This is a genomic window from Bradyrhizobium sp. 25ACV (genome assembly GCF_054863005.1).
Map to the genome: position 1 here is coordinate 86,660 of NZ_JAVAYO010000006.1, position 21,037 is coordinate 107,696.

17 protein-coding genes are annotated in these 21,037 nt (G+C 65.6%); 5 read left to right on the forward strand and 12 right to left on the reverse strand.

Annotated features, from left to right (window positions below; translation table 11 throughout):
- Window positions 1-46: 46 nt before the first annotated feature.
- The 6 genes from tsf to RAD04_RS15565 all read right to left on the reverse strand — a co-directional run bounded on the left by tsf (window position 47) and on the right by RAD04_RS15565 (window position 10,845).
- Window positions 47-970, reverse strand: coding sequence for a translation elongation factor Ts (gene tsf, locus RAD04_RS15540; RefSeq protein WP_028141513.1), 924 nt, complete (start codon window positions 968-970; stop codon window positions 47-49).
- 132 nt (window positions 971-1,102) lie between these two features.
- Window positions 1,103-2,098 (reverse strand): 30S ribosomal protein S2, encoded by a 996-nt coding sequence (locus tag RAD04_RS15545; RefSeq protein WP_018320203.1) that lies wholly within the window; start codon window positions 2,096-2,098, stop codon window positions 1,103-1,105.
- Window positions 2,099-2,331: 233 nt separating this feature from the next.
- Window positions 2,332-4,890, reverse strand: a complete 2,559-nt coding sequence (locus RAD04_RS15550; protein WP_461624469.1) for a caspase family protein — start codon at window positions 4,888-4,890, stop codon at window positions 2,332-2,334.
- Window positions 4,891-5,263: 373 nt separating this feature from the next.
- The gene (locus RAD04_RS15555; protein WP_461624470.1) at window positions 5,264-6,007 is read right to left on the reverse strand and encodes a carbonic anhydrase; all 744 of its coding nucleotides are present in this window, start codon (window positions 6,005-6,007) and stop codon (window positions 5,264-5,266) included.
- Between the two features lie 125 nt (window positions 6,008-6,132).
- On the reverse strand, window positions 6,133-9,636 hold the full coding sequence (dnaE, locus tag RAD04_RS15560; RefSeq protein ID WP_461624471.1) for a DNA polymerase III subunit alpha: 3,504 nt from the start codon (window positions 9,634-9,636) through the stop codon (window positions 6,133-6,135).
- 486 nt (window positions 9,637-10,122) lie between these two features.
- Window positions 10,123-10,845, reverse strand: coding sequence for an outer membrane protein (locus RAD04_RS15565; RefSeq protein ID WP_091965788.1), 723 nt, complete (start codon window positions 10,843-10,845; stop codon window positions 10,123-10,125).
- Window positions 10,846-11,098: 253 nt separating this feature from the next.
- On the opposite strand from RAD04_RS15565, the gene RAD04_RS15570 reads away from it, so the two are divergent.
- A complete protein-coding gene (locus tag RAD04_RS15570) occupies window positions 11,099-11,416 on the forward strand; it encodes a DUF3551 domain-containing protein (protein ID WP_461624728.1) in 318 nt (105 codons plus the stop codon).
- Between the two features lies 1 nt (window position 11,417).
- Entirely contained in the window at window positions 11,418-11,684 is a 267-nt protein-coding gene (locus tag RAD04_RS15575) for a DUF3551 domain-containing protein (protein ID WP_461624472.1), read from the forward strand.
- 59 nt (window positions 11,685-11,743) lie between these two features.
- Here RAD04_RS15575 and RAD04_RS15580 read toward each other — a convergent pair whose 3' ends face one another.
- Together RAD04_RS15580 and RAD04_RS15585 are read right to left on the reverse strand one after the other, a co-directional pair.
- The gene (locus RAD04_RS15580) at window positions 11,744-12,382 is read right to left on the reverse strand and encodes an HD domain-containing protein (protein ID WP_104461597.1); all 639 of its coding nucleotides are present in this window, start codon (window positions 12,380-12,382) and stop codon (window positions 11,744-11,746) included.
- 44 nt (window positions 12,383-12,426) lie between these two features.
- Window positions 12,427-12,888, reverse strand: a complete 462-nt coding sequence (locus RAD04_RS15585; RefSeq protein WP_461624473.1) for a carboxymuconolactone decarboxylase family protein — start codon at window positions 12,886-12,888, stop codon at window positions 12,427-12,429.
- A 107-nt stretch (window positions 12,889-12,995) separates the two neighbouring features.
- On the opposite strand from RAD04_RS15585, the gene pdxR reads away from it, so the two are divergent.
- Window positions 12,996-14,405 (forward strand): MocR-like pyridoxine biosynthesis transcription factor PdxR, encoded by a 1,410-nt coding sequence (gene pdxR, locus RAD04_RS15590; protein WP_461624474.1) that lies wholly within the window; start codon window positions 12,996-12,998, stop codon window positions 14,403-14,405.
- 22 nt (window positions 14,406-14,427) lie between these two features.
- Here the strand turns inward: pdxR and map are convergent, their stop codons facing one another.
- The 3 genes from map to RAD04_RS15605 form a co-directional block, all read right to left on the reverse strand.
- Window positions 14,428-15,177 carry a type I methionyl aminopeptidase gene (gene map, locus RAD04_RS15595; protein ID WP_461624475.1) on the reverse strand — a complete coding sequence of 250 codons (750 nt, stop codon included), beginning with the start codon at window positions 15,175-15,177 and terminating at the stop codon, window positions 14,428-14,430.
- A gap of 132 nt (window positions 15,178-15,309) precedes the next feature.
- Entirely contained in the window at window positions 15,310-16,206 is an 897-nt protein-coding gene (locus tag RAD04_RS15600) for a GNAT family N-acetyltransferase (RefSeq protein ID WP_461624476.1), read from the reverse strand.
- Between the two features lie 62 nt (window positions 16,207-16,268).
- Window positions 16,269-17,645, reverse strand: coding sequence for an FAD-binding oxidoreductase (locus RAD04_RS15605; protein ID WP_461624477.1), 1,377 nt, complete (start codon window positions 17,643-17,645; stop codon window positions 16,269-16,271).
- Window positions 17,646-17,754: 109 nt separating this feature from the next.
- Here RAD04_RS15605 and RAD04_RS15610 point away from each other — a divergent pair, with 109 nt between their 5' ends.
- A complete protein-coding gene (locus RAD04_RS15610) occupies window positions 17,755-18,663 on the forward strand; it encodes a LysR substrate-binding domain-containing protein (protein WP_461624478.1) in 909 nt (302 codons plus the stop codon).
- A gap of 141 nt (window positions 18,664-18,804) precedes the next feature.
- A complete protein-coding gene (locus tag RAD04_RS15615) occupies window positions 18,805-20,112 on the forward strand; it encodes a hypothetical protein (RefSeq protein ID WP_461624479.1) in 1,308 nt (435 codons plus the stop codon).
- Between the two features lie 48 nt (window positions 20,113-20,160).
- Here the strand turns inward: RAD04_RS15615 and RAD04_RS15620 are convergent, their stop codons facing one another.
- The gene (locus RAD04_RS15620; RefSeq protein WP_461624480.1) at window positions 20,161-20,940 is read right to left on the reverse strand and encodes a helix-turn-helix transcriptional regulator; all 780 of its coding nucleotides are present in this window, start codon (window positions 20,938-20,940) and stop codon (window positions 20,161-20,163) included.
- Window positions 20,941-21,037: the final 97 nt, after the last annotated feature.

Below are 21,037 nucleotides of genomic sequence, written 5' to 3' on the forward strand. Positions count from 1 at the left end.
CCGAGCGCCGCTTCCGGCGGCACGCCGGAAGGAGGTGTTCCGGCGCTTACTTCTTGCCGCTGGCCGCAGCGACCTCGGCCGCGAAGTCGCTTTCCTGCTTCTCGATTCCCTCACCGAGAGCATAGCGCACAAAGCCGGCGATCTTCAGGGCTCCGCCGACCTTGCCTTCGGCCTCCTTCAACGCCTGCGCCACCGACTTGCCGGTGTCGTGGATGAAGGCCTGCTCGAGCAGGCAGACTTCCTTGTAGTAGGTCTTGAGGCCGGACTCGACGATCTTCTCGATCACGTTCTCCGGCTTGCCCTGCTGGCGATATTTGTCGGCGAGCACGTCCTTCTCGCGCTTGACGACCGCCGGATCGAGGCCGGACGGATCGAGCGCCAGCGGATTCGCGGCGGCAATGTGCATCGCGATCTGGCGGCCGAGCGTTGCGAGCTCGTCGGCCTTGCCGGGCGATTCCAGCGCCACGATCACGCCCATCTTGCCGGCGCCCTCGACGACCGCGCCGTGGACGTAGTTCGACACCACGCCCTGGCTCACTTCGAGCGAAGCTGCGCGGCGCAGCGTCATGTTCTCGCCGATGGTGGCGATCGCGTCATTGATGGCGGCTTCGACCGTGACGTCGCCGACCTTGGCGGCCTTGATCTTCTCGACATCGGAGCCGGCGTCGAATGCGACCTGGGCGACCATCTTGACGAGGCCCTGGAACTGGCCATTGCGCGCGACGAAGTCGGTCTCGGAGTTGACCTCGACCACGACACCCTTGGTGCCCTTGGTCAGGGCGCCGATCAGGCCCTCGGCCGCGACGCGGCCCGACTTCTTGGCGGCCTTGGACAGGCCCTTCTTGCGCAGCCAATCCTGCGCCGCTTCCATGTTACCGTCGTTTTCGGTCAGCGCGGCCTTGCAGTCCATCATGCCCGCGCCGGTCGACTCGCGCAGGTCCTTGACCATCGCAGCTGTGATCGTTGCCATCGTTGAAAATCCTTTGTGCCTGCTGGTTCGCCGCGGCGTGGCATCGAAGCGCCCCGCCGCGGTCCATCTCAGGGATTCGCGTCAACTGAAATGGTGGCCGGATCTTGTCCGGCCAACCCATCGCTCTCTTGACTATTCCGCTTCCGCGGTCAGCGCCTTGGCCTTGGCCACCCAGGCGTCCGCACGGCTCGGCAGACCGACTTCTTCGCCGATCGTGTGCGCGGTGTCGTGATCGAGCTCGGCGAGCTGCCAGAAGTGGAAGATGCCGAGGTCGTTGAACTTCTTCTCGATCGCACCCGACACGCCCGGGAGCTTCTTGAGGTCGTCGGCGGTGCCGCGCGGACCTGCGAGGCCCTGGAAGCCGCTCGACGAAGCCGCCGGCAGCTCTTCAGCGAGCGGACGGGCCGAGGCGCCGACGTCGATGCCCGAATCGCCCTGAGCGCGGGAGATGCCGTCGATCGCGGCACGCGCGATCAGGTCGCAATAGAGCGCGATCGCACGGCCGGCGTCGTCATTGCCCGGCACCACATAGGTGATGCCCTTCGGGTCCGAATTGGTGTCGACGATCGCGGCGACCGGGATGTTGAGCCGCTGGGCTTCCTGGATCGCGATGTCTTCCTTGTTGGTGTCGATCACGAAGATCAGGTCGGGCAGACCGCCCATGTCCTTGATGCCGCCGAGCGAGCGGTCGAGCTTGTCGCGCTCGCGCTGAAGCGTCAGGCGCTCCTTCTTGGTGTAGGAGCTGGCATCGCCGCCCGACAGCACGTCGTCGAGGTGACGCAGGCGCTTGATCGAGGCCGAGATCGTCTTCCAATTGGTCAGCGTGCCGCCGAGCCAGCGCGAATTGACGAAATACTGCGCGCAGCGCTTGGCAGCGTCCGCGACGCCGTCCTGCGCCTGGCGCTTGGTGCCGACGAACAGGATGCGGCCGCCCTTGGCGACGGTGTCGCTGACCGCCTGCAAGGCGTTGTGCAGCATCGGCACGGTCTGCGCGAGGTCGACGATGTGAATGTTGTTGCGAGCGCCGAAAATGAACGGCGCCATTTTCGGATTCCAGCGGTGAGACTGGTGACCAAAGTGCACGCCGGCTTCGAGCAGCTGACGCATAGTGAAATCGGGTAGTGCCATCGTTCTAATTCTCCGGTTGGTTCCTCCGGAAGCGTGTGAGCAAAACGGAGCGTCCTCGCCCCGGCTGCCACCGGACGGCCTTGTGAGCCATGCTTCCGTGTGAGATGCGGCGCTGTATAGCGCCATTTCGGCCAGAAGCAAGGAAATAAGGGCCTTTCGGGGGCGGATTTCGCCCGCGAGAGGCCCTTTCCCTGAAGGCCGGGCCGCTCCCTAGCGCCCCGACTAGCACTTGATTAGCACCTGGGCTGGTTCGGCGGGCACTTCTTGGCCGCCGGCGGCGGGGGTGCGGGACGCGGCGGAGGCGCGGCCGGACGCGGCGGGGGTGGTGGCGCAACGGCCATACGCGGCGGCGGCGGGGGTGCCGGTCGAGCCACCGGCGGCGGTGGAGCGGGACGCGCCATGGGCGGAGGAGCCGGCCGCGCGACCGCAACCGGAGGCGCCGGGCGTGGCGGCGGAGGTGCGGCCATCCTCGGCGGCGGTGCCGACACCCGCGGCGGGGGTGGTGGCGTGGGCCGCGCTACGGCCTGCGGCGGCGGCGCAGCCGGCCTGGCCGCCTGCGGCGGGGCCGCCGATGGCAGATGCTGTGGCCTGATCGGCTCACGCGCCGCTAAAGGCGGCGGCACGATCGGCCTTCCGGCCGCGGCCGGAGGCGTCGCCGGCGCGCCTGCAGCGGCGGGCGGCGAGCCAGCAGGCTCACGGGTCGCAGACTTGGCGCGATCCGCAGGCCCGGTGCCGGGCGGCGTCTGTGCCACCGGCGGCCTGGGGGGCTGGCCGGGCACAGCAGTCGGGTTGGTCACGGCGGGCGCAGCGGTCGCCGGCGCGGCAGCCGTCGGCGCTGTGGGATGCGCCGGCGGCGGCGCACCGGGCGTTGCGGTCACCGGCGCCCCCGGATGGGGCGGCGCGGTCGGCGGAGCGGTTGCGGTCGGAGCGGCAGCACCAGGCGCGGGCTTGCCGCCCGGCAGGGTCCCTGCCCCCGCCGCCGGCGGCCCGCCATGGGCACCGGGAACCGGCAAGGTATTGGCCTGCGGCAGCTTGGTCTGGGGTGCGACCGGCGGCGCTGCAGTCGGCGCGGTCGGCGCGACAGCCGCCGGCGTTACCGGGGGGGCACCGGGCTTCGCCATCGGCTGGATCGTCCCGGGAAGTGTAGCGGGCTTTGCCGTCGGCTGGATCGTCGCGCTCGGCGGCATCGGCGCCTTGCCCTGCTGGATCAGCGCGGCGCGCTGCACGACCGCCTGCGGAACGGCGGGCCCGGCCGGGTTGGCGCGCCCCGCAATCGCGGGCGCCAGATTGCCCGGTCCGGGCCCCGGTCCTGCCCCTGCTCCCGCAGCGGGTGCTGGTGCCGGCGGGCGGTTGATCACGGTGTTGATCACCGTCGTATTATGGATGTTCTGGTAGATGATGTTGTTCGGCGGCGGCGCGACATAGACCGGCGGCCTGACGAACACCGGGATCGGCACGAACACCGGCTGCGGCAGCACGAACAGGCCGACCACGGGCAGCGGCGGCGGCAGCACGACGAAATCCGGCGGCGGCGGCGGCAGATAATAGACCGGTGGCGGCGGTGGCGGCGCGAAGCCGAAATCGGGATCGCTGAAATACAGCACCGGACGGTCGACATAGACCACCTCCTCCGGCGGCGGTGGCGGCACGTCGTAGTCGATCATCGCAAAGCTGGGCGGCGGCTCGGCCGGCGCGGTGAGGATCGCGAGGCGCCGGCGCGCGTCCGCCGCATGCGGCCCGCGCGGATAGCGGCGCAGATACGACCAATAGGCTTCCGGCGTGTCGTTCCGGTAGGTGCGTCGCCAGGTGATCGCTTCGCGGCGCGCCGCGACGATCGCCATCACGCGCTTCGACAAGGGGTCACCGGGATAGGCGGCGAGAAACTCCTCATAGGCCGGCAGCGTGTCGCGCTCGAGCGCGGCGGCATAGGCATCCCGCACGCCAAGGTCGCGGATCGGCTTGCTCCGGATCGCGGCGACCTGGTCGGGCGCGGCCTCCGGGGGCGGCGCGTCGGGCCCGCGCTCGAAGAACGAGAATGGCGCCGGTATCTTCTGCTCGTTCCAGGGCACCTGCGCGCCCTTGGAGGCCTCGTTGACGCGCAGGCGAACGCGGTCGAACACCTCAGGCAGCGGCAGGCCGCCGGTCCGGATCATCTCGGCCAGCGACTGGGCGTAGATGCCGTAAGGCCCCGGCTCCTCCGGCGCGACCGTGCCGGGCGCGGCGTTGAACGCGATCAGCATGTTCGGCTCGGGCTCGACCAGCGCCAGACCACTCGCGATCGGCTGGCCGCCCTCGATGAAGGGCTGCGCGCGGGCCGCGTCGAGCACGACGATGTTGGCCTTGAGCGGGATCGAGGCGAGCTGGCGCACATAATCACTGATCCGCAACGCCTCGGTCGGAACGTCGGTGTCGCGGGTGATGTTGGAATCGACCGGGATGAAATAGTTCTCCCCGGCAAGCTGCACGCCGTAGCCGCCGAGATAGATCATCGCGACCGTACCCGGTCCCGAGGCCTGGGCCTTCTGGATGAAGTCGCGAAAGCTCTTGCGCAGCGTGTCGCCGTCGAGATCGCGGGCACCGACGACGTCGAAGCCGGCCGCCTGCAGCGTCTGCGCGATCAGGCCGGCGTCGTTCGCAGTCGTTGCCAGCGGCGACTTGGCATAGGCGCCGTTGCCAACGACGAGCGCGATGCGCTTCTCCTGCTGCTGCGCGTTTGCTGCTCCCGGCGTACCGGCGGCAAGGGCCACGATCGGCAGGAGAAGGCAAATGAAGACTCGGAACGTCCCACGCATGGCTTGCTTGCCCGCTACTGTAGTTGAGGTGCCACCACGCATGTGGCGCGCAGCCGGCTGAACGGCGGTTGAACGAAAAGCTCGGATTGAGGCAGTGGCGTGGCCACGCCGTTGCTGGCGTCAGCTTCAGGTCAGCCTCAAGTCAGCCTCACCTTACTCCACAGCTTGCAGCTCGGCGAGCTTCGTTCGCGCGTCGCCTCGTCCAGCGCAACGAGTTCGGCCGGCCCGGGATTCGCATCTCCTGCCGTCGCGATGGAAACGGCTGCAAGCCCGACCAGGCCGCCGAGGACCGCGCCGCCCGTCGCGGCATCGTGCTGGCGCGGACCGGGCGCCGGCGCTGCTGCACGACGCCCGATGCTCCAAACGCCGGGCTTTAGCCCTGGGCGATCAACTCGACGGTCCCCGTGCTCAGCCGGTAGATGCCGCCGACCACCTTGAGCTTGCCCTGTTCGACCGCTGCGTTGAGAAGCGGGGCGGCCGATTTCAGCTTGGCAACGTTGTCGATGACGTTCTGGCGAATGGCGTTGTCGAGCGCGTTCCCGCTCTGCTTGGCCGCCGTCTTCACTGAAGGTGCGATCGCGGAGACCAGTGTGGGGATGTGTCCCGGCAGCGGCTTGTCGTCCTTCAGCGACTTGATGGTCGCATCGACCGCGCCGCAATTGTCATGGCCGAGCACCAGGATGAGGGGCGTGCCGAGCACGGCAACGGTGTATTCCATGCTCGCGACCGTCTCGTCGCCGGCAAAGTTTCCGGCGACGCGGCACACGAACAGATCGCCGCGTCCGCTGTCGAAGGCATATTCGGGCGCGATGCGCGAATCGGCGCAGCTCAAGACCGCCGCGTAGGGATTCTGGCCGCTGACCAGAGCCTCGCGCTCATGCTTGAAATCGTGGCGGCGCGACACACCCGACACGTAGCGCGAATTGCCCTCCATCAGCCGCTTGAGCGCCGCATCGGGCGACAGCACGTTCTGGGGTTTGGGGGGCGCCTTCGCCTCCTTGGCCCACGCGGTCCCGCCAAACGCCGCCGCCCCGAGCGCCGAGGCGGCAAGAAGCATCATTGAGCGCCGGGAGGGAGTAACCGATTGATGCAGATTTTCAGAGCATTTGTCGCACATGGCTGTCTCCTGGCTTCCCGCCGAACGAGATTGTCGAAACAACAACTTATAGCTGTGCGCCAGCGACTTCGAAACCGCGCGCGGGCCAAATAGTTAAGCTTTGGTTTGCGGCGGTGCCGACAGTATCAGAGCTGCTGCACGTCCACCACGCCCGCGACCGCCTTGATCGCGCCGGCAATCTGCGGCGAGACCTTGAAACGGCCGGGCAGCTTCATCTCGACCTCGGTCTCGAGGTCGAGCATCATCACCAGCGAGACCTCACCGTCGCCATTCGAGCGCGGTGCGATGCCCGGGCTGCCGACTTTTGGCGCAGCGCCGTTCGAGGCGGCCATGTCGGGACCGGCCAAGCGCTTGGCGATCGAGTCCAGCGGCTTGGTGTCGCGCAGGAAGATTCGCAGGCCCTTCTGCGTCTTGGCGGCGGCGTCATCCAGCGGCTCGGCATGCAGCACGCGGGCGCGAACGTCCTCGCCCTGCAGCTCGGCACCGAGCTGCAGCAGCACGGCAGCGCCCGGCTCCAGCACGTCGCGATATTGCGCGAGGCCTTCGGAGAACAGCACCGCCTCGAAGTGGCCCGTGGGATCGGAGAGCCCCATGATGCCCATCTTGTTGCCGGTCTTGGTGCGCCGCTCCATGCGCGAGACCACGGTGGCCGCGACCTTGCCGGCGGTGGCACCGGTCTTGACCGCGCGCGAGAACTCGGCCCAGCTCTGCACCCGCAGGCGCTTGAGCACGGTGGCGTAATCGTCGAGCGGATGGCCCGACAGGAAGAAGCCGACGGCGTCGTATTCGCGGCGGAGCTTTTCGGCCGGCAGCCAGGGCTCGATCTGCGGCAGCATGATGGTCGGCGCATCCGCCGACATCCCGAACATGTCGTTCTGGCCGATGGTCTCGGCCTGATGCGCGCGCTGGCAGGCGGCCAGGATCGAGTCCGCGCCGGCGAAGACGCGGGCGCGGTTCGGCTCCAGCGTGTCGAAGGCGCCGGCGGCGGCGAGACTTTCGATGATGCGCTTGTTGATCGCGCGCGGATTGACCCTTGCCGCGAAGTCGGCGAGCGAGGTGAACAGCCCGCGCTTGGTGCGCTCCTCGATGATCTGCTCGATCGCCTGGATGCCGACGCCCTTCAACGCTGCGAGCGCGTAGTAAATGACCTTGTCGCCGACCTCGAAGGTCGCGCCGGAGCGGTTGATGTTCGGCGGCTCGACCTTGATGCCGAGGCGCTGCGCCTCGGAGCGGAATTCGGAGAGCTTGTCGGTGTTGTTCAGATCGAGCGTCATCGACGCCGCGATGAACTCCACCGGATAATGCGCCTTCATGTAGGCGGTGTGATAGGACACCAGCGCATAGGCCGCCGCGTGGCTCTTGTTGAAGCCGTAGTCGGCGAACTTGGCCAGCAGCTCGAAAATGGTCTCGGCCTGCGCCTTGGGCACGCCGTTCTTCACCGCTCCCGCGACGAAGATGTCGCGCTGCTTGTCCATCTCGGCGCGGATCTTCTTGCCCATGGCGCGGCGCAGCAGATCGGCGTCGCCGAGCGAATAGCCCGACATCACCTGCGCGATCTGCATCACCTGTTCCTGGTAGATGATGACGCCGAAGGTCTCCTTCAGGATCGGCTCCAGCACGGGATGCAGATATTCCGGCTCCTCGTCGCCGTGCTTGCGCGCGCAATAGGTCGGGATGTTCGCCATCGGACCCGGGCGATACAGCGCCACCAGCGCGATGATGTCCTCGAAACGGTCGGGGCGCATGTCGACCAGCGCGCGCCGCATCCCCTGGCTTTCAACCTGGAACACGCCGACCACCTCGCCGCGCGCCAGCATCTGGTAGCTCTCGGCGTCGTCGATCGGCAGCGTCGCGAGATCGACGTCGATGTTGCGCGGCTTGAGCAGCTTACAGGCGACATCGAGCACGGTCAGCGTCTTCAGGCCGAGGAAGTCGAACTTGACGAGGCCCGCCGGCTCGACCCATTTCATGTTGAACTGGGTCACCGGCATGTCGGATTTGGGATCGCGGTAGAGCGGCACGAGCTCGCTCAAGGGGCGATCGCCGATCACGATGCCGGCGGCATGGGTCGAGGCGTGGCGGGTCAGGCCTTCGAGGCGCTGGGCGATGTCGAAGGCGCGCGCCACGATCGGATCTTCGTCGCGGAACGCCTGAAGCTTCGGCTCGCTCTCGATTGCGGCCGCGAGCGTGACGGGCGCAGCCGGATTCTGCGGCACCAGCTTGGTCAGCTTGTCGACTTGGCCATAGGGCATCTGCAGCACGCGGCCGACGTCGCGCAGCACGCCGCGCGCCTGCAGCGTTCCGAAGGTGATGATCTGCGCAACCTGGTCGCGGCCGTAGCGCTCCTGGACGTACCTGATCACCTCGCCGCGGCGGTCCTGGCAGAAGTCGATGTCGAAGTCCGGCATCGAGACACGTTCGGGATTGAGGAAGCGCTCGAACAGCAGGCCGAACTTGATCGGGTCGAGGTCAGTGATGGTCAGCGCCCACGCCACCAGCGAGCCTGCGCCGGAACCGCGGCCCGGCCCGACCGGAATGCCCTGGCCCTTCGCCCATTTGATGAAGTCGGACACGATCAGGAAGTAGCCCGCGTATTTCATGCGCATGATGACGTCGAGCTCGAACGCCAGGCGCTTGCTGTAATCCTCGTCCGTCATGCCCTGCGACAGGCCGTGGACCCGCAGGCGATTGGCGAGCCCCTCCTCCGCCTGGCGCTTCAGTTCGGCCGCCTCGACCGCGGCGGCGTCCGAGCTCGACGCGGCGCCGACGGTGAAGAACGGCAGGATCGGCTTGCGCGTCATCGGGCGGAACGAGCAGCGCTCGGCGATCTCCACTGTCGAGGCCAGCGCCTCCGGAATGTCGGCGAACAGCACCGCCATCTCGGCGCGGGTCTTGAAGCGATGATCCGGCGTCAGCTGCTCGCGCTCGGTCTCGGCGATCAGCCGCCCGCCGGCGATGCACAGCAGCGCGTCATGCGCTTCGTAATCGTCGGTCGCGGCGAAATACGGCTCGTTGGTCGCGACCAGCGGCAGTCCCTTGGCGTAGGCCATGTCGATCAGGCCGCTTTCGACGCGCCGTTCCTTCTCGGTGTTGTGACGCTGCAATTCGATGTAGAGGCGGTCGCCGAACAGGCTGGCCAGACGCTCGCAGCGCAGGGCGGCAAGCTCGGCATGACCGCCGGCAAGCGCCAGCGAGATCGGCCCGTCGGGTCCGCCCGTCAGTGCGATCAGCCCGTCGGTCTCGCCCTTGAACCAGTCGAACTTGACGAACGGAGCGTGGCTATCCGGCGATTCGAGGAAGGCGCGCGAGTTGAGCCGCATCAGGCTGCGATAGCCGCGCTCCTGCGCGGCCAGCAGCACCACGCGCGACGGCCCCATCGCGTTGCGCGCATTCGGATCCTGGTCGCCGAAATCGATCGCCAGCTCGCAGCCGACAATGGGCTGGATACCGGAGCCCGCCATCTTGTCGGAGAATTCCAGCGCACCGAACAGATTGTCGGTGTCGGTCAGCGCCAGCGCCGGCTGGTGGTCCTTCTTGGCAAGCTCGGCGAGCTTGGCGATCTTGATCGAGCCCTTGAGCAGCGAATAGGCCGAGTGAACGTGAAGGTGGACAAATCCGGCGCTCGGCATGGTCGCGTGACGGCCTCTTGCAGATGGAATGGAGCGGTCGCCGGCTCCTCAAGGCATCATGCACTCGCCGTTTGCCTTCGTTTGCCGACTCGCCTCGCAATGGTGAGGTGTCGCCGCTTCAGAGTCCACGCCGGAGCGGCCAATTGGCCGCGTCGTCCTGCTTTTCCCCAGGGGGCACCAGTAAAGGGGAGCAGCGGTTTACAAAACCGCTGCCCCTAGAGCTGCGGTATGACCTGCGCCCAGATCGCGATCATCCCGACGAACAGCGTGATCGACGCCAGTGCGGCGGCCTCTTCCACGAAAACCCTGAACATGGCTTGCTCCCTTGTTGGAACGTATGAAGAACATTGTTCTCATTTCGTTCTCAAGAGTCAAGCATGGCGGACGACCTCCATGAGCAATGGTTAACTCGCTGAATTCACGCAATAAAAAGCCCCGGCCTAAGCCGGGGCTTTTCGAGGACCGCTCGATGACGAGCGATCAGTCTCAGTAACGGCCGAGGATCGGGCCGCCGAACTTGTAGTTCAGGCGGACGAGACCCATGTCGACGTCCTGCTTGACGCGCTCGACAGCGCCGCTGGCAAAGGTGATGTCGTGGTCGCCAAGGAAGATGTGATTGTACTCGACGCCGACCGTCCAGTTCGGAGCGAAGCCATACTCCAGGCCCGCGCCAACCGTGGCACCCCAGCGGGTCTCGTCAGCCCGGTCGAGGTTAGCACCCGTGACAGTGCTGTAGACGTCGTACTTGTTGCTGACGACAGCCGCACCGCCCTTTGCGTAGAGCAGGACGTTGTTCCAGGCGTAGCCAACCTGGCCGGTGATCAGACCGAACGAGTCGACGCGCGTACGATTCCGGAATCCGGTGATGCCGCTGATGTTGTCACCCGAGAAGTCGGCCCAGTTGCCCTGGCCTTCGATGCCGAACACGAACTGGCCGGACTGCAAACGATAACCGACCTGACCACCGACCGTGCCGCCGGTCGAGTTGTGCGAGCCTTCCGCACCGAAGCCGACCAGGTTCCACGACGTGTCCGCCGAACCGCCGCCGCCGTTGACGCCGATATAGAAGCCGCTCCAGTCATAGACCGCGGCGATCGCCGCCGGCGGCGCCTTGGTGTACGGCCGAGCTGCGAGGTCGGCAGCCAGCGCCGGCGCAGTCGCGCTCAGCGCGACAAGGCTCACAGCGGCAAGCAACAAATTCTTCTTCATTTGAGTCCCGTTCCAGTTTCGTCGTTAGGCCCCCTGGCCGCAGCGTGGTCATAACAGTGATCGATGGAATTGCTGTAACCTCGACGCAACAGTTCGCTCCAAAGGCCCGCGCTTCATTAATGAAGATTTATCAGCGCGTTCTGGAAACCCTTTGAAATAAGTGTTTTCTGTAGTTCCATTGTCGGCGACACGAGATAAATTGCATGCGCGCGTAACAACGTCGCGCGCACATTCCCGTGATGGAGAATTGAAGATGCGCAGACGAATTGTCCTCCCCATTGTCGCCACACTTTCGCTTGCACTCGCCACATTTGCACTCGTGTCGAGCGCATCAACACCCGCACGCGCGTTCGGCACGCATCATCCATTCTGCCTCACCGGCGATGAATGGCCGGGCCTGAGCAATTGCAGGTTCGACACCTACGCGCAGTGTCAGGCAAGCGCATCGGGACGCGCGCTGACCTGCATCGCCAATCCGTATTTCGCCGGCCAAAGCGACGACCCCTACGCCTATCAGAATCGTCCGCGTGCGCAGACGCCCGGCTATTCCCCAGGCTACTTCCTGCGCTGAGATGCGCCACCCTCGCCTCGCACTGGTCGCGATCGGCCTGCTTCTCGCGGGCGGATCCGCACGCGCGCAGACCTACGATCCGAGCTATCCCGTGTGCATGCAGATCTACGGCCCCGTCGGCTATTTCGACTGCCGCTACGGCTCGCTTGAGCAGTGCCGATATCTCGCCGTCGGGCGTTCGGCGAGTTGCGTGGTGAACCCGTATTTTCCGCAGAAGAAACCAACGCGCCCTCGCCGCTCGAGCGCGCCGCCTCGCCCCGGATCCTAACCGTTCAGTTTCCGCCGGAGATAGGGCGGCGGAGGCGTGCGGCGAATGCCGTCATCGGCTCAGCTCTGCCAGGGCGTGCTGCGGATGCGCGTGCACGCATTCGGCTTGCGGAAGCTGGGATCGTGATCCTCGATGTAGTCGAAATTGACCGTCCCGAACGTCGTCTGCGGCTTCTTCAGCGCCGAGCAGGTCTGCACCTTCAGGAACTCGTTCTTGAAGTCACCGCGCGGAAACGCCGAGATCACCTGGTCGCGCTGCTCCGGCGTGTAGTCGTCATAGCCAATGCCCACGACGTCCACCAGGACACCCGCGTTGGTGAGCGCGATTTCCGGCCGCATGAATTGCGGAATGCCGGGCGTGGTGTGCAGCGCGATTGCCTCCCACACCAGATCGGCTTGCGGCTCGGCGATGCCGCGCGCCCGCAAGAACTCACGCGCAGCGTCGGCTCCGTCAACCTCAAATCGCTTTGTCTGCGTGTGGTAATGGTCGACGAGGCCGAGATCGTGAAACAACGCCGCGACATAGAGAAGTTCGGGATCGAATTTCAGCTGCTGACGCAGCCCCTTCATGGCGCCGAAGACGTAGACCCGGACGGAATGGTTGAAAAGCATATCGTCTTCGTAGCTGCGCACCAGTTCAGCCGCCTCGCGCGCCAGCTTGCTGTCGGGGATTTTGACGCCGGAAATCACACTCATCATCTTCAAGCTCCTGCTTTGCATTTCGGCTGATGCCGCGCGATCCGTCAGGCCGCCTTCTCGAGCGCGGCCTGCGGCGTATTTCGGAAGCTGATCGACATGCGATTGTACGCATTCATCAGGCTGATTGCGATCGTGAGATCGACAAGCTCGCGCTCGCTGAAGACCTTGCGGGCGGCTTGATAGGCTTCATCGGGCACGTTGGTCTCGGCGACGCGGGTGACAGTCTCGGCCCAGGCGAGGGCCGCGCGCTCGCGGTCGTCGAAGAGATCGCCGGCCTCGGCCCAAGCCTGCAGCAGCGCGAGCTTTTCGACCTTCACACCGCTCTTCAGCAGATCCCGCGTGTGCATGTCGAGGCAGTAGGCGCAGTTATTGATCTGCGAGATGCGCAGGTAAGCGAGGGTCACCAGCGTCGCGGGAAGCCCGCTCTGCATGACGTAGCCATAGACGCCGCCCAGTGCCTTCGCGCCTGCCGGTGCAATGTGGTTGTAGTTGAGACGTTCACTCATCCGCTTTCTCCTTGATGATCGAGGGAGCCCCTCTTCCTCCCTCAGATGCCCCTGCCGTGGTCTATAAAAAAGGACCAAGAACGCGGGAAAATCGTGTACCAAGGATCATGACCAGATCGCTGCGGCTGAAGCTCGACCGGTCGGCGAAGACGCCGCTGGCGGAGCAAATCCACCGGGGGATCAGGGCCGCCATCGAGCGCGGCGTGCTCGCCCCGGGCGCGCGGCTGCCCTCATGGCAGGATTTGGCGGCCCAGCTTGGCGTCGCGCGCGGCACCGTGCGCTCAGCCTATGAAAAGCTCTCATCGGCCCAGCTGATCATCGCGGCCCGCGCGACAGGCACGCATGTCGCCGACCGACCGTCCATTCCCGTGCGGCGGGACAAGGCGCCGGACCCCGGCTCGTTCATGGAGATGTACCAGGAGCTCACGGCGGGGCCGGCGATCTTCCAGATGGGCGTTCCTTCGCAGGAGACCTTTCCTGCGACGCTGCTCGCGCGAATGCGCGCACGGGCGGTTCGCGTCGAGATGAGCGCACCTGCGATCTACCCCGACCCGCGGGGCGAGCTGGGCTTGCGCCGCGAGATCGCGGCCTACCTTGCGCTGGCGCGCGGGATCGAATGCGCACCGTCCCAGATCATCATCACCAGCGGCTTCAGCGGCGGCCTCGGCCTGGCGCTCCGTGTCCTCGACCTCGGGCAAAGGAAGAAAGTCTGGATGGAGGATCCTGGCTTTCCCTTCACTAGGTACGGCCTCGAACTTGCGCGATTGTCGATCGTGCCGATCACGGTTGACGCGGATGGGATCAATGTCGATGACGGCCTGCAACAAGCGCCCGACGCCGCGCTGGTTGTCGTGACGCCGGGGCAGCAGGCGCCGCTCGGATCCACGCTGTCACTGGCACGTCGATCGCGCCTGCTCGACTGGGCGACCCAAAACAACGCGTGGGTGATCGAGGATGACTATCTCAGCGAGCTCCAGCTCAAGGGCCGGGCCACGCCGGCACTCGCCTCGCTCGATCGCGCCGGCCGCGTCATCCACATTGGCTCCTTCAGCAAGACCGTAACCCCTGCCCTACGGCTCGGCTTTGTCGTTGCACCGGCCGCTCTGGCGTCGCGATTCGCCGAGACCGCGGCGTGCCTCGCGCCGGCTCCCGGACCCGCGGTGCAGCTCGCCACGGCAGACTTCATCCGCGAGGGCCATTATCTGCGGCATCTGCGGCGCACCAAGCGCGCCTACACCGCGCAAGGCGATGCATTGCTGAAGCAGCTTCGAACGCGCACCACGAACGTTGCGATTGCAGGACTGGCCGCGGTCCTGCGCTTGCCGGACGGAGCGCCTGATCTCGCCATATCCAGGCAAGCTGCATCGTTCGGACTGGCGCCCACGCCGCTCTCGCTCTGGTATGCCTCGAAGGCTTCGGCGCGCCCGGGACTGTTGCTGGGCGTCGCGACGTCTCCACTCAAAAGGATCGAGGCATCCTGCGACCGGCTCCTTCAGATCATCGACCGCCTGACGTGATCCGGCTCCGGCGTCGGCGGCCTTAACCCGCCAGCGTCACGATCAAAGGTCCGTTGCGGGTGGCGATCACGGTGTGCTCGTATTGAACGGTCGGCGCCTCGGGGCTGCTGTAGAGCGTCCATGGGTCGTCGCCATTCTCCGCCCATTCGGCGCCCATGGAGAGGAACGGCTCGACGGTGAACACGAGGCCATCGTTCATGATGCGGCGTTCGGAGCGGTCGGGCCAGGTTGCAATCTCCGTCGGCTCCTCATGGAGCGACAGGCCGACGCCGTGACTGGCCAGATTCCTGACCAGGCTGTAGCCTTTCTTCCGCGCAAAGGTCCCGATCGCCTGGCCGATCCCGGCAATCGGCTTGCCGGCGCCGACCTGCTGCAGGCCTGTCCACATCGCCCGCCGGCCATCCCGGCAAAGACGTTCGATCGCGCGGTTTACGGGGGGAACGGCGAAGGAAGCACCCGTGTCGGCAAAGAAGCCGTTCTTCTCGGCTGACACGTCGATGTTCACGAGGTCGCCGCGCGCGATCCGCCGCTCGCCCGGTATGCCGTGAGCGATCTCCTCGTTCACGCTGATGCAGGTCGCCCCGGGAAATTCGTAGGCCAGCTCCGGGGCCGAACGCGCGCCGGCGGCCTCCAGCAGCTTTCGCCCGATCTGGTCGAGCTCGGAGGTGCTCATGCCCGGCTCAATCGCCTTCCCCATCGCCTCCAGCGTATTGGCGACGATGCGCCCGATCTCTTTCAGGCGCGTCAGGTCGTTGTCATCGGAGATTGTCATGTCAGGGCTCTTGTCCGGGAGGCCCGGACATAGCCCCTGCGAGGTCGGCTTGCAAACGCAGCATGTACGCCAGAATCGTTCGCGCAGCCGAGTCAGAGTTCCGCCAACGCAGGATCGCAAGTCCTGCCAGATCTACATGAAGCCCGGATTGCGCGGGAGGTAACTAACCCAATCTCCGAACTGTCGATTGGACATCAGCAGCATCGGCAACGTCACATGCATGCCGTGGTCGATCGCCACCTTGAGCGCCGGCTCGCTCGCGCCCGGCACGAAGGCCGAGATGGTTGGAGCATCGCTCCGTGCCGCGAGCGACAGCGCAGCCGCCAAGGCGGGGCCAACCAGATCTGGCCGGCGGACCGCGAGCGGACCAATATGCCCATCCGAAACATAGACATACCCAACGCACTCACGGCCGGCGTGAATGGTGAACCCGTTCGTCGTGCTGTCGCCCAGGAGATATCGGTGATGCTTCGCTCTGGAGACGCCGAGAGCGCTGATATCAATGGGCACCAGGTCCTCGAACCGGGCCGTCGCGGCGGCAAGAGGTTCAAGACGCAGCGGCTCGGCCAACCGTGACGCCAGGCGGTCACGGGGCACGCTGACCATGTAGATCGGACAGCGCGGGAATAGACCGTGGCGGATGTAGAGGCCTTGAGACACATTGTTGAAGGTGAAGGTGATCAGCGCTTTGATGGATGCTCCGCGCGTTGCCGCGTGAGCGAATGACTTGCCGAGCAATTGATTGCCAATGCCGTCGCTCTGGCGATCAGGCGCCACGAACAGCTGCGCCAAGAACCAAAGCTCGCCACACACCCAACTCCACGCGAAACCGACAATGTCTCCATCGTCCTCGGCAACCCATAGACCTTCGGGATCATCCGCAAGCGAAAAGGCTTGAAAATGCTGCGGGCGGGAGGACGCCATCTTGCCGAACCCCCGCCGTTCCGTGAGTTCGTTGATGCTGGCGACCACGATCTCGTCGGTTCTCGCCAAATCGTCGCTACAAGCGGGTCGGCACACGACAGCCATTCTCGAATCCTCCCGAAGAGATCAACACGGCCCATGGGAGCGACGAAATCCTCAACCGGCAATCAGGCCAGGGGCCGGATGTTCTGGTTCATGCGGAAGAAGTTGGTCGGGTCGTATTTCGCCTTGATCCGCTGCAGGCGCCGGTAGTTCGGTCCATAGGCGGCCGCGACAGGATCGCCTGTCTCGTCATCGTCGAGATAATTGACATAGCGGCCGGAGGCGAAGAAAGGCCGCATCCTTTCGTAGGTGTCGCGCGCCCAGGACATGCAACGGCTGGTATCGCTGGCCTGCATCCACTGCGCGAGAATCAGGAAATTATAGCCCTCCTGCCGATGCGGGAATGCCGTATCCCCGGCATCGACGCGGGCCGCCGCGCCATGGACGTGTTCGACCAGGAACTGCCCCATGGGAGTCGGGCAGCGCGCGAAACAATCGATCATGGTCGCAATCGCGCCATCACTGAGCTCCGCGAGGAAGTTCGATTTCCAATAGTTGAAAGCGCCTTTCGGATAGTTGGCGTCGAGCATGCGATTGAGGTCGCAATAGGGAATCGGCCCGACTGCATCCAGGATCGGAGTCCCGAACTGTTTCAGCGGCCGCACCGCTCGCTCGGCATCCGCCAACGGACCGCAGTGACTGGTGACCAGGACCGCGACCTCCGTGCCGGAGCCGTCCGGCGCATGCGTCAGGGATGCGAACAGCATGTGCTCGTCCGCGAGCGACCGCGTGCTGGTCCGGAAGAATTCGAGCACGTCACGGGAGCGTTCGATGGGATGGACGATCGGGCCGCCGGTCATGATCGGTCCGACGGTATGAAGATCGTATTCGAGACTGGTGGCGATCCCGAAGTTTCCGCCGCCGCCGCGGAGGGCCCAGAACAGATCGGGCTCCTCTTGCCTGCTGGCGCGCAAAACCTTGCCATCGGCGGTGACGAGTTCGACGGCCCGCAGATTATCCAGTGCCAGACCGAACTTGCCCATCAGCCAGCCCAGTCCTCCGCCGAGGGTCAGGCCGGCAATCCCGGTGGTTGAGACCACGCCGCCAGTGACCGCAAGTCCGTGAAGTTGCGTTTCGCGATTGAGCTCGCCCCAGGTGGCCCCGCCCTGTGCCCAGACGGTCTTGCCGACCGGGTCGACCCGGACGCCCTTCATGGGCGAGAGGTCGATCATGATCCCGCCGTCGACGGTCGCGCGTCCTGCTACATTGTGGCCACCGCCGCGAACGGCGACCTCGAGGCCGAGCTTGGTCGCAAGAGCGACGGCGTCGACGACGTCGGCCACGCTGCGACACCTGGCGATCAATGCCGGCCGTTTGTCGACCAGCCCGTTATGGACCTTTCGCGCCTCCTCATAGCCCTCATCCGCCGGTTTGAGCAGTTGTCCTCCGAAGGAGGCGCCAAGATCGGCGGCAGCGCTGGCGACAGATGCGATGGACGACATGACCTGATCTCCTCAGCTTGACCCGCCATATCCTCGACCGAGCACCATCTCGGCGCAAATCCGAAGAATTCAGGTGACGATGAATTAGTTTCACCTAGACTGGGCGGGCATGCACAAGCTCCCGCCCCTGATCGAGCTTCGCGCTTTTGAAGCCGCCGCCCGCCATCTGAGCTTCAAGAAGGCAGCGGCAGAACTCGGTGTGACGCCAACGGCGATCAGCCACCAGATCGGATTGCTCGAGCAATATTGCGGTCGCGCTCTGTTTCGCCGCAGACCTCGGCCGCTCTCGCTGACCGATGCCGGAGCGCGGCTTTTCCCCGCCATACGCGGTGGGCTCGAGGTGTTTGCCGCGGCCATTGCGAGCGTCAAGCAGGAAGGCGCCCAACAGCCTCTCCGGGTGACGACGACCAACGCATTCGCCAGCCGCTGGCTCGTGCCCCGCCTACCCCTGTGGCGCAAGTTGCATCCCGACGTGCCGCTGGAGGTCATCGGCACTGACACGGTGCTCGATCTGCAGGCCGGAGACGGCGACGTCGCCATTCGCTACGCGACCAGCCGAGTACGACCGACAGACGGCATCGTGGAAGATCTCTTCACCGATACATTCTGGGCCGTCTGCAGTCCGCGCCTGCTTGCAACGGGGCGCTTGATGCGACCGGTCGACCTCGCAAGTCACGTCCTGATCCACTCTTACTGGTCGCCCGCCGATCGTGAGCCGCCCACCTGGCAGCGATGGCTCGCCGCGGCTCAGCGCAGATGGCGTGACGTCCCCCCGTTCAAGGACATGCAGCATCTGAGTTTCCGCGAGGAATTGCACGCCATCGAGGCGGTGATCGCGGGACAAGGAATAGGCGTGTTCAGTGATGTGCTCACGGCACACGACCTCGCCGCCGGTACGCTCGTGAAGGCGTTCAAGTTGAGCTTGCCTGGCTATGGCTTCCATGTGGTCAGTAAGGCAGGCCATCCGCGCGCAAGAACCATCCGCGCCTTTTCGGAGTGGTTACGGTCAAATCCTTGATCCGCGTCCCTGCGCGTTCGAGATGTCCACTCCCGATCCCGGCGAAATAAACGTGGACCGTCATGCCACCGAAAGTTGTGATCACGCTGATCGTCGTATAGCGTTAGTCACGGTCCCTCACCATACGTAGTCGATCGCTTCATGCTCGCCCGAATATTGCTTCTGCTGGCCTTGCTGTCGCTTCCCGGCGCATTGCGTGCCGAAGCAGCGCCGGCTGAGAAACCCGGCTTTGCCTCCAGGCTGACGATCTATCTTGCCAAAGGCGCGCCCGACGCGTGCGGGCCGGGCTGCGACCGCTGGATCGCGATCGAGGGCCAGATCGATCAGGACGCAGCGTCCCGCATTCGCCGCTTCCTCGCCGGCGTCAAGGACCTGCAGCGCCCGATCTACCTCCATTCGCCTGGTGGAAACGTGGAGCAGTCCTATGTGATCGCCCGGCTGCTACGCAGCCGCAAGGCGATCGCCCGGGTTGGCCGGACGATCGCGACGGCGTGCGCCGCGGGCACGCAGATCGACGCCGCATGCCTGAAGATCAAGAACGGGAACGGCGAGGTCGAGGCCGAACTCAGCACCTATCATGCGACGTGCAACTCGGCCTGCGGCTACCTGTTTCTTGGAGCGACCTCTCGCGAGGTTGCGCCCGATGCCGCGCTGGCGGTCCATAACTCCAGGCTCATCCTCCGGTTTCGAGGCAATCCGCCTCCGGAAGTGGTCGCCGAAGCGCGGCGGCGCCGGATCGCCGGCGCCGACCGCGACCGCGCCGCGTTCATTGCGGCGATGGGAATCAGCCGCGAGCTCGATGCGCTGATCAGCACCGTGAAGTTTGAAAGCCTGCAGGTGCTGACGCGGCCCGAGCTCTACCGGTTCGGGATCGACACGCGACCGCTGGCCGAGACGATGTGGCGGCTGGAAAAGGGAGCGCGACCGTTCATCAGCAAGATCGCCGCGGTGAAGAAGGAGAGCGACGCCTCGTTCCGGACCATGGAATGGCGCCTGTATTGCGAAAACAAGAAGCGCGTGCCGCTGATGTTCGCGGGTGAGATCGACGCATCGGCTGCCGGCAAGAAAACGATCCTGATCGCTGCCAGCGCCGACATGAGCAAGGAAGCCGGAGGGCCTCCGGTGCGGTTCGGGAAGTACGAGGTCTGGAACGGCGCCGTCGACCCCGACATGGTCAAGGCGGTGCTGGCCTCGCACTCCCTGCAGGTCCGGGAAACCACGCCGGAACCAGAGGGACGGGCTGACGTCACAAGCTTCAACATCGACACGACCGGTTTGGCGTCGGTGTGGACGCAGCTCGGGACATCGTGCACCTCGGTGGCGACAGGCCCGGCAAAGGCTTGGCCAGCGAATTCTCTGCGGCCGACACCCTGGACGGACAGTCCATGGACAGTAGGTGGTACCCTGCCGAACGTCAGCGCCACGCCTGCGGCCACGCCCGCGCCGTAGCGCGCGGCTTGCAAATCAGTCTTCAAGAGCTGACGCCTGCTCCCTCCCTCAAGCCTCGACCGGCGTGTAGATCACGAGCTTCAGCGCGGGATCGTCGTTGGCCTGGAAGCTGGTGTGCTCGAACCGGAGCACGCCCCTGGTCGGATGGTTCATGGTCTTGAGGCCCGAGGCGGTGTTGCGGATGTCGTGGGCTTCCCACCATTTGACGAATTCCGGACTGCCCTGGCGCAGCCGCGCCAGCAGCTCCGTGAAAGCGGGATCGCCGGCCCAGACGTCGTGATTGGCGCGGAACATCGCGACCATGCTCCTGGCGACGTCGGTCCAGCTCGCGCCGTAGAATTTTCGCGTCTGCTTGTTGGTCATCACCAGCAGCAGCGTGTTGCGATCCTGCTCGGGCAACTGACCGAAGGCAAAGACCTCCTCAGCCGCCGCGTTCCAGGCCAGCACATCCCAGCGGCGCCCCGTAATATAGGCCGGCTGGTGCAGGCTCTCGATCATCCGCCGAATGGGCGGCGGCACGATCTCGCGTGTGAACGCCCCCCTGGCGCCGTCGCGCGCCAGCGCCTTCAGATGCGCGTGCTCGGTCTTGCTGAGGCGCAGCGCGCGGGCCAGCGCATCGACGGTGGTCACCGACGGGCTGACGGTGCGGCCCTGCTCAAGGCGGATGTACCAGTCGACGCCGATGCCGGCGAGCTGCGCGACCTCCTCGCGGCGCAACCCCGCGGTGCGCCGGCGCCGGCCGACCGGAAGGCCAACCGTCTTCGGCGACAGCTTTTCGCGGCGGGACCTCAGGAAGTCGCCGAATTCAACGCGGCGCGGATCGGCCATGATGTCGCTCCCAACATGGAGGGTCTTTGTAATACTAGGATAATACCAGGCCTTCTTGTCCCCTCCAAGGCGGCGCATATGGGATTCACCGCGACTT

Coding starts and splice junctions, on each gene's coding strand:
- RAD04_RS15585 (WP_461624473.1), bottom strand. CDS start 12,888: ATGAGTGAACGTCTCAACTACAACCACATTGCACCGGCAGGCGCGAAG.
- dnaE (WP_461624471.1), bottom strand. CDS start 9,636: ATGCCGAGCGCCGGATTTGTCCACCTTCACGTTCACTCGGCCTATTCG.
- RAD04_RS15610 (WP_461624478.1), top strand. CDS start 17,755: ATGCACAAGCTCCCGCCCCTGATCGAGCTTCGCGCTTTTGAAGCCGCC.
- pdxR (WP_461624474.1), top strand. CDS start 12,996: ATGACCAGATCGCTGCGGCTGAAGCTCGACCGGTCGGCGAAGACGCCG.
- RAD04_RS15545 (WP_018320203.1), bottom strand. CDS start 2,098: ATGGCACTACCCGATTTCACTATGCGTCAGCTGCTCGAAGCCGGCGTG.
- RAD04_RS15620 (WP_461624480.1), bottom strand. CDS start 20,940: ATGGCCGATCCGCGCCGCGTTGAATTCGGCGACTTCCTGAGGTCCCGC.
- tsf (WP_028141513.1), bottom strand. CDS start 970: ATGGCAACGATCACAGCTGCGATGGTCAAGGACCTGCGCGAGTCGACC.
- RAD04_RS15565 (WP_091965788.1), bottom strand. CDS start 10,845: ATGAAGAAGAATTTGTTGCTTGCCGCTGTGAGCCTTGTCGCGCTGAGC.
- RAD04_RS15615 (WP_461624479.1), top strand. CDS start 18,805: ATGCTCGCCCGAATATTGCTTCTGCTGGCCTTGCTGTCGCTTCCCGGC.
- map (WP_461624475.1), bottom strand. CDS start 15,177: ATGACAATCTCCGATGACAACGACCTGACGCGCCTGAAAGAGATCGGG.
- RAD04_RS15570 (WP_461624728.1), top strand. CDS start 11,099: ATGCGCAGACGAATTGTCCTCCCCATTGTCGCCACACTTTCGCTTGCA.
- RAD04_RS15555 (WP_461624470.1), bottom strand. CDS start 6,007: ATGTGCGACAAATGCTCTGAAAATCTGCATCAATCGGTTACTCCCTCC.
- RAD04_RS15605 (WP_461624477.1), bottom strand. CDS start 17,645: ATGTCGTCCATCGCATCTGTCGCCAGCGCTGCCGCCGATCTTGGCGCC.
- RAD04_RS15550 (WP_461624469.1), bottom strand. CDS start 4,890: ATGCGTGGGACGTTCCGAGTCTTCATTTGCCTTCTCCTGCCGATCGTG.
- RAD04_RS15600 (WP_461624476.1), bottom strand. CDS start 16,206: ATGGCTGTCGTGTGCCGACCCGCTTGTAGCGACGATTTGGCGAGAACC.
- RAD04_RS15575 (WP_461624472.1), top strand. CDS start 11,418: ATGCGCCACCCTCGCCTCGCACTGGTCGCGATCGGCCTGCTTCTCGCG.
- RAD04_RS15580 (WP_104461597.1), bottom strand. CDS start 12,382: ATGATGAGTGTGATTTCCGGCGTCAAAATCCCCGACAGCAAGCTGGCG.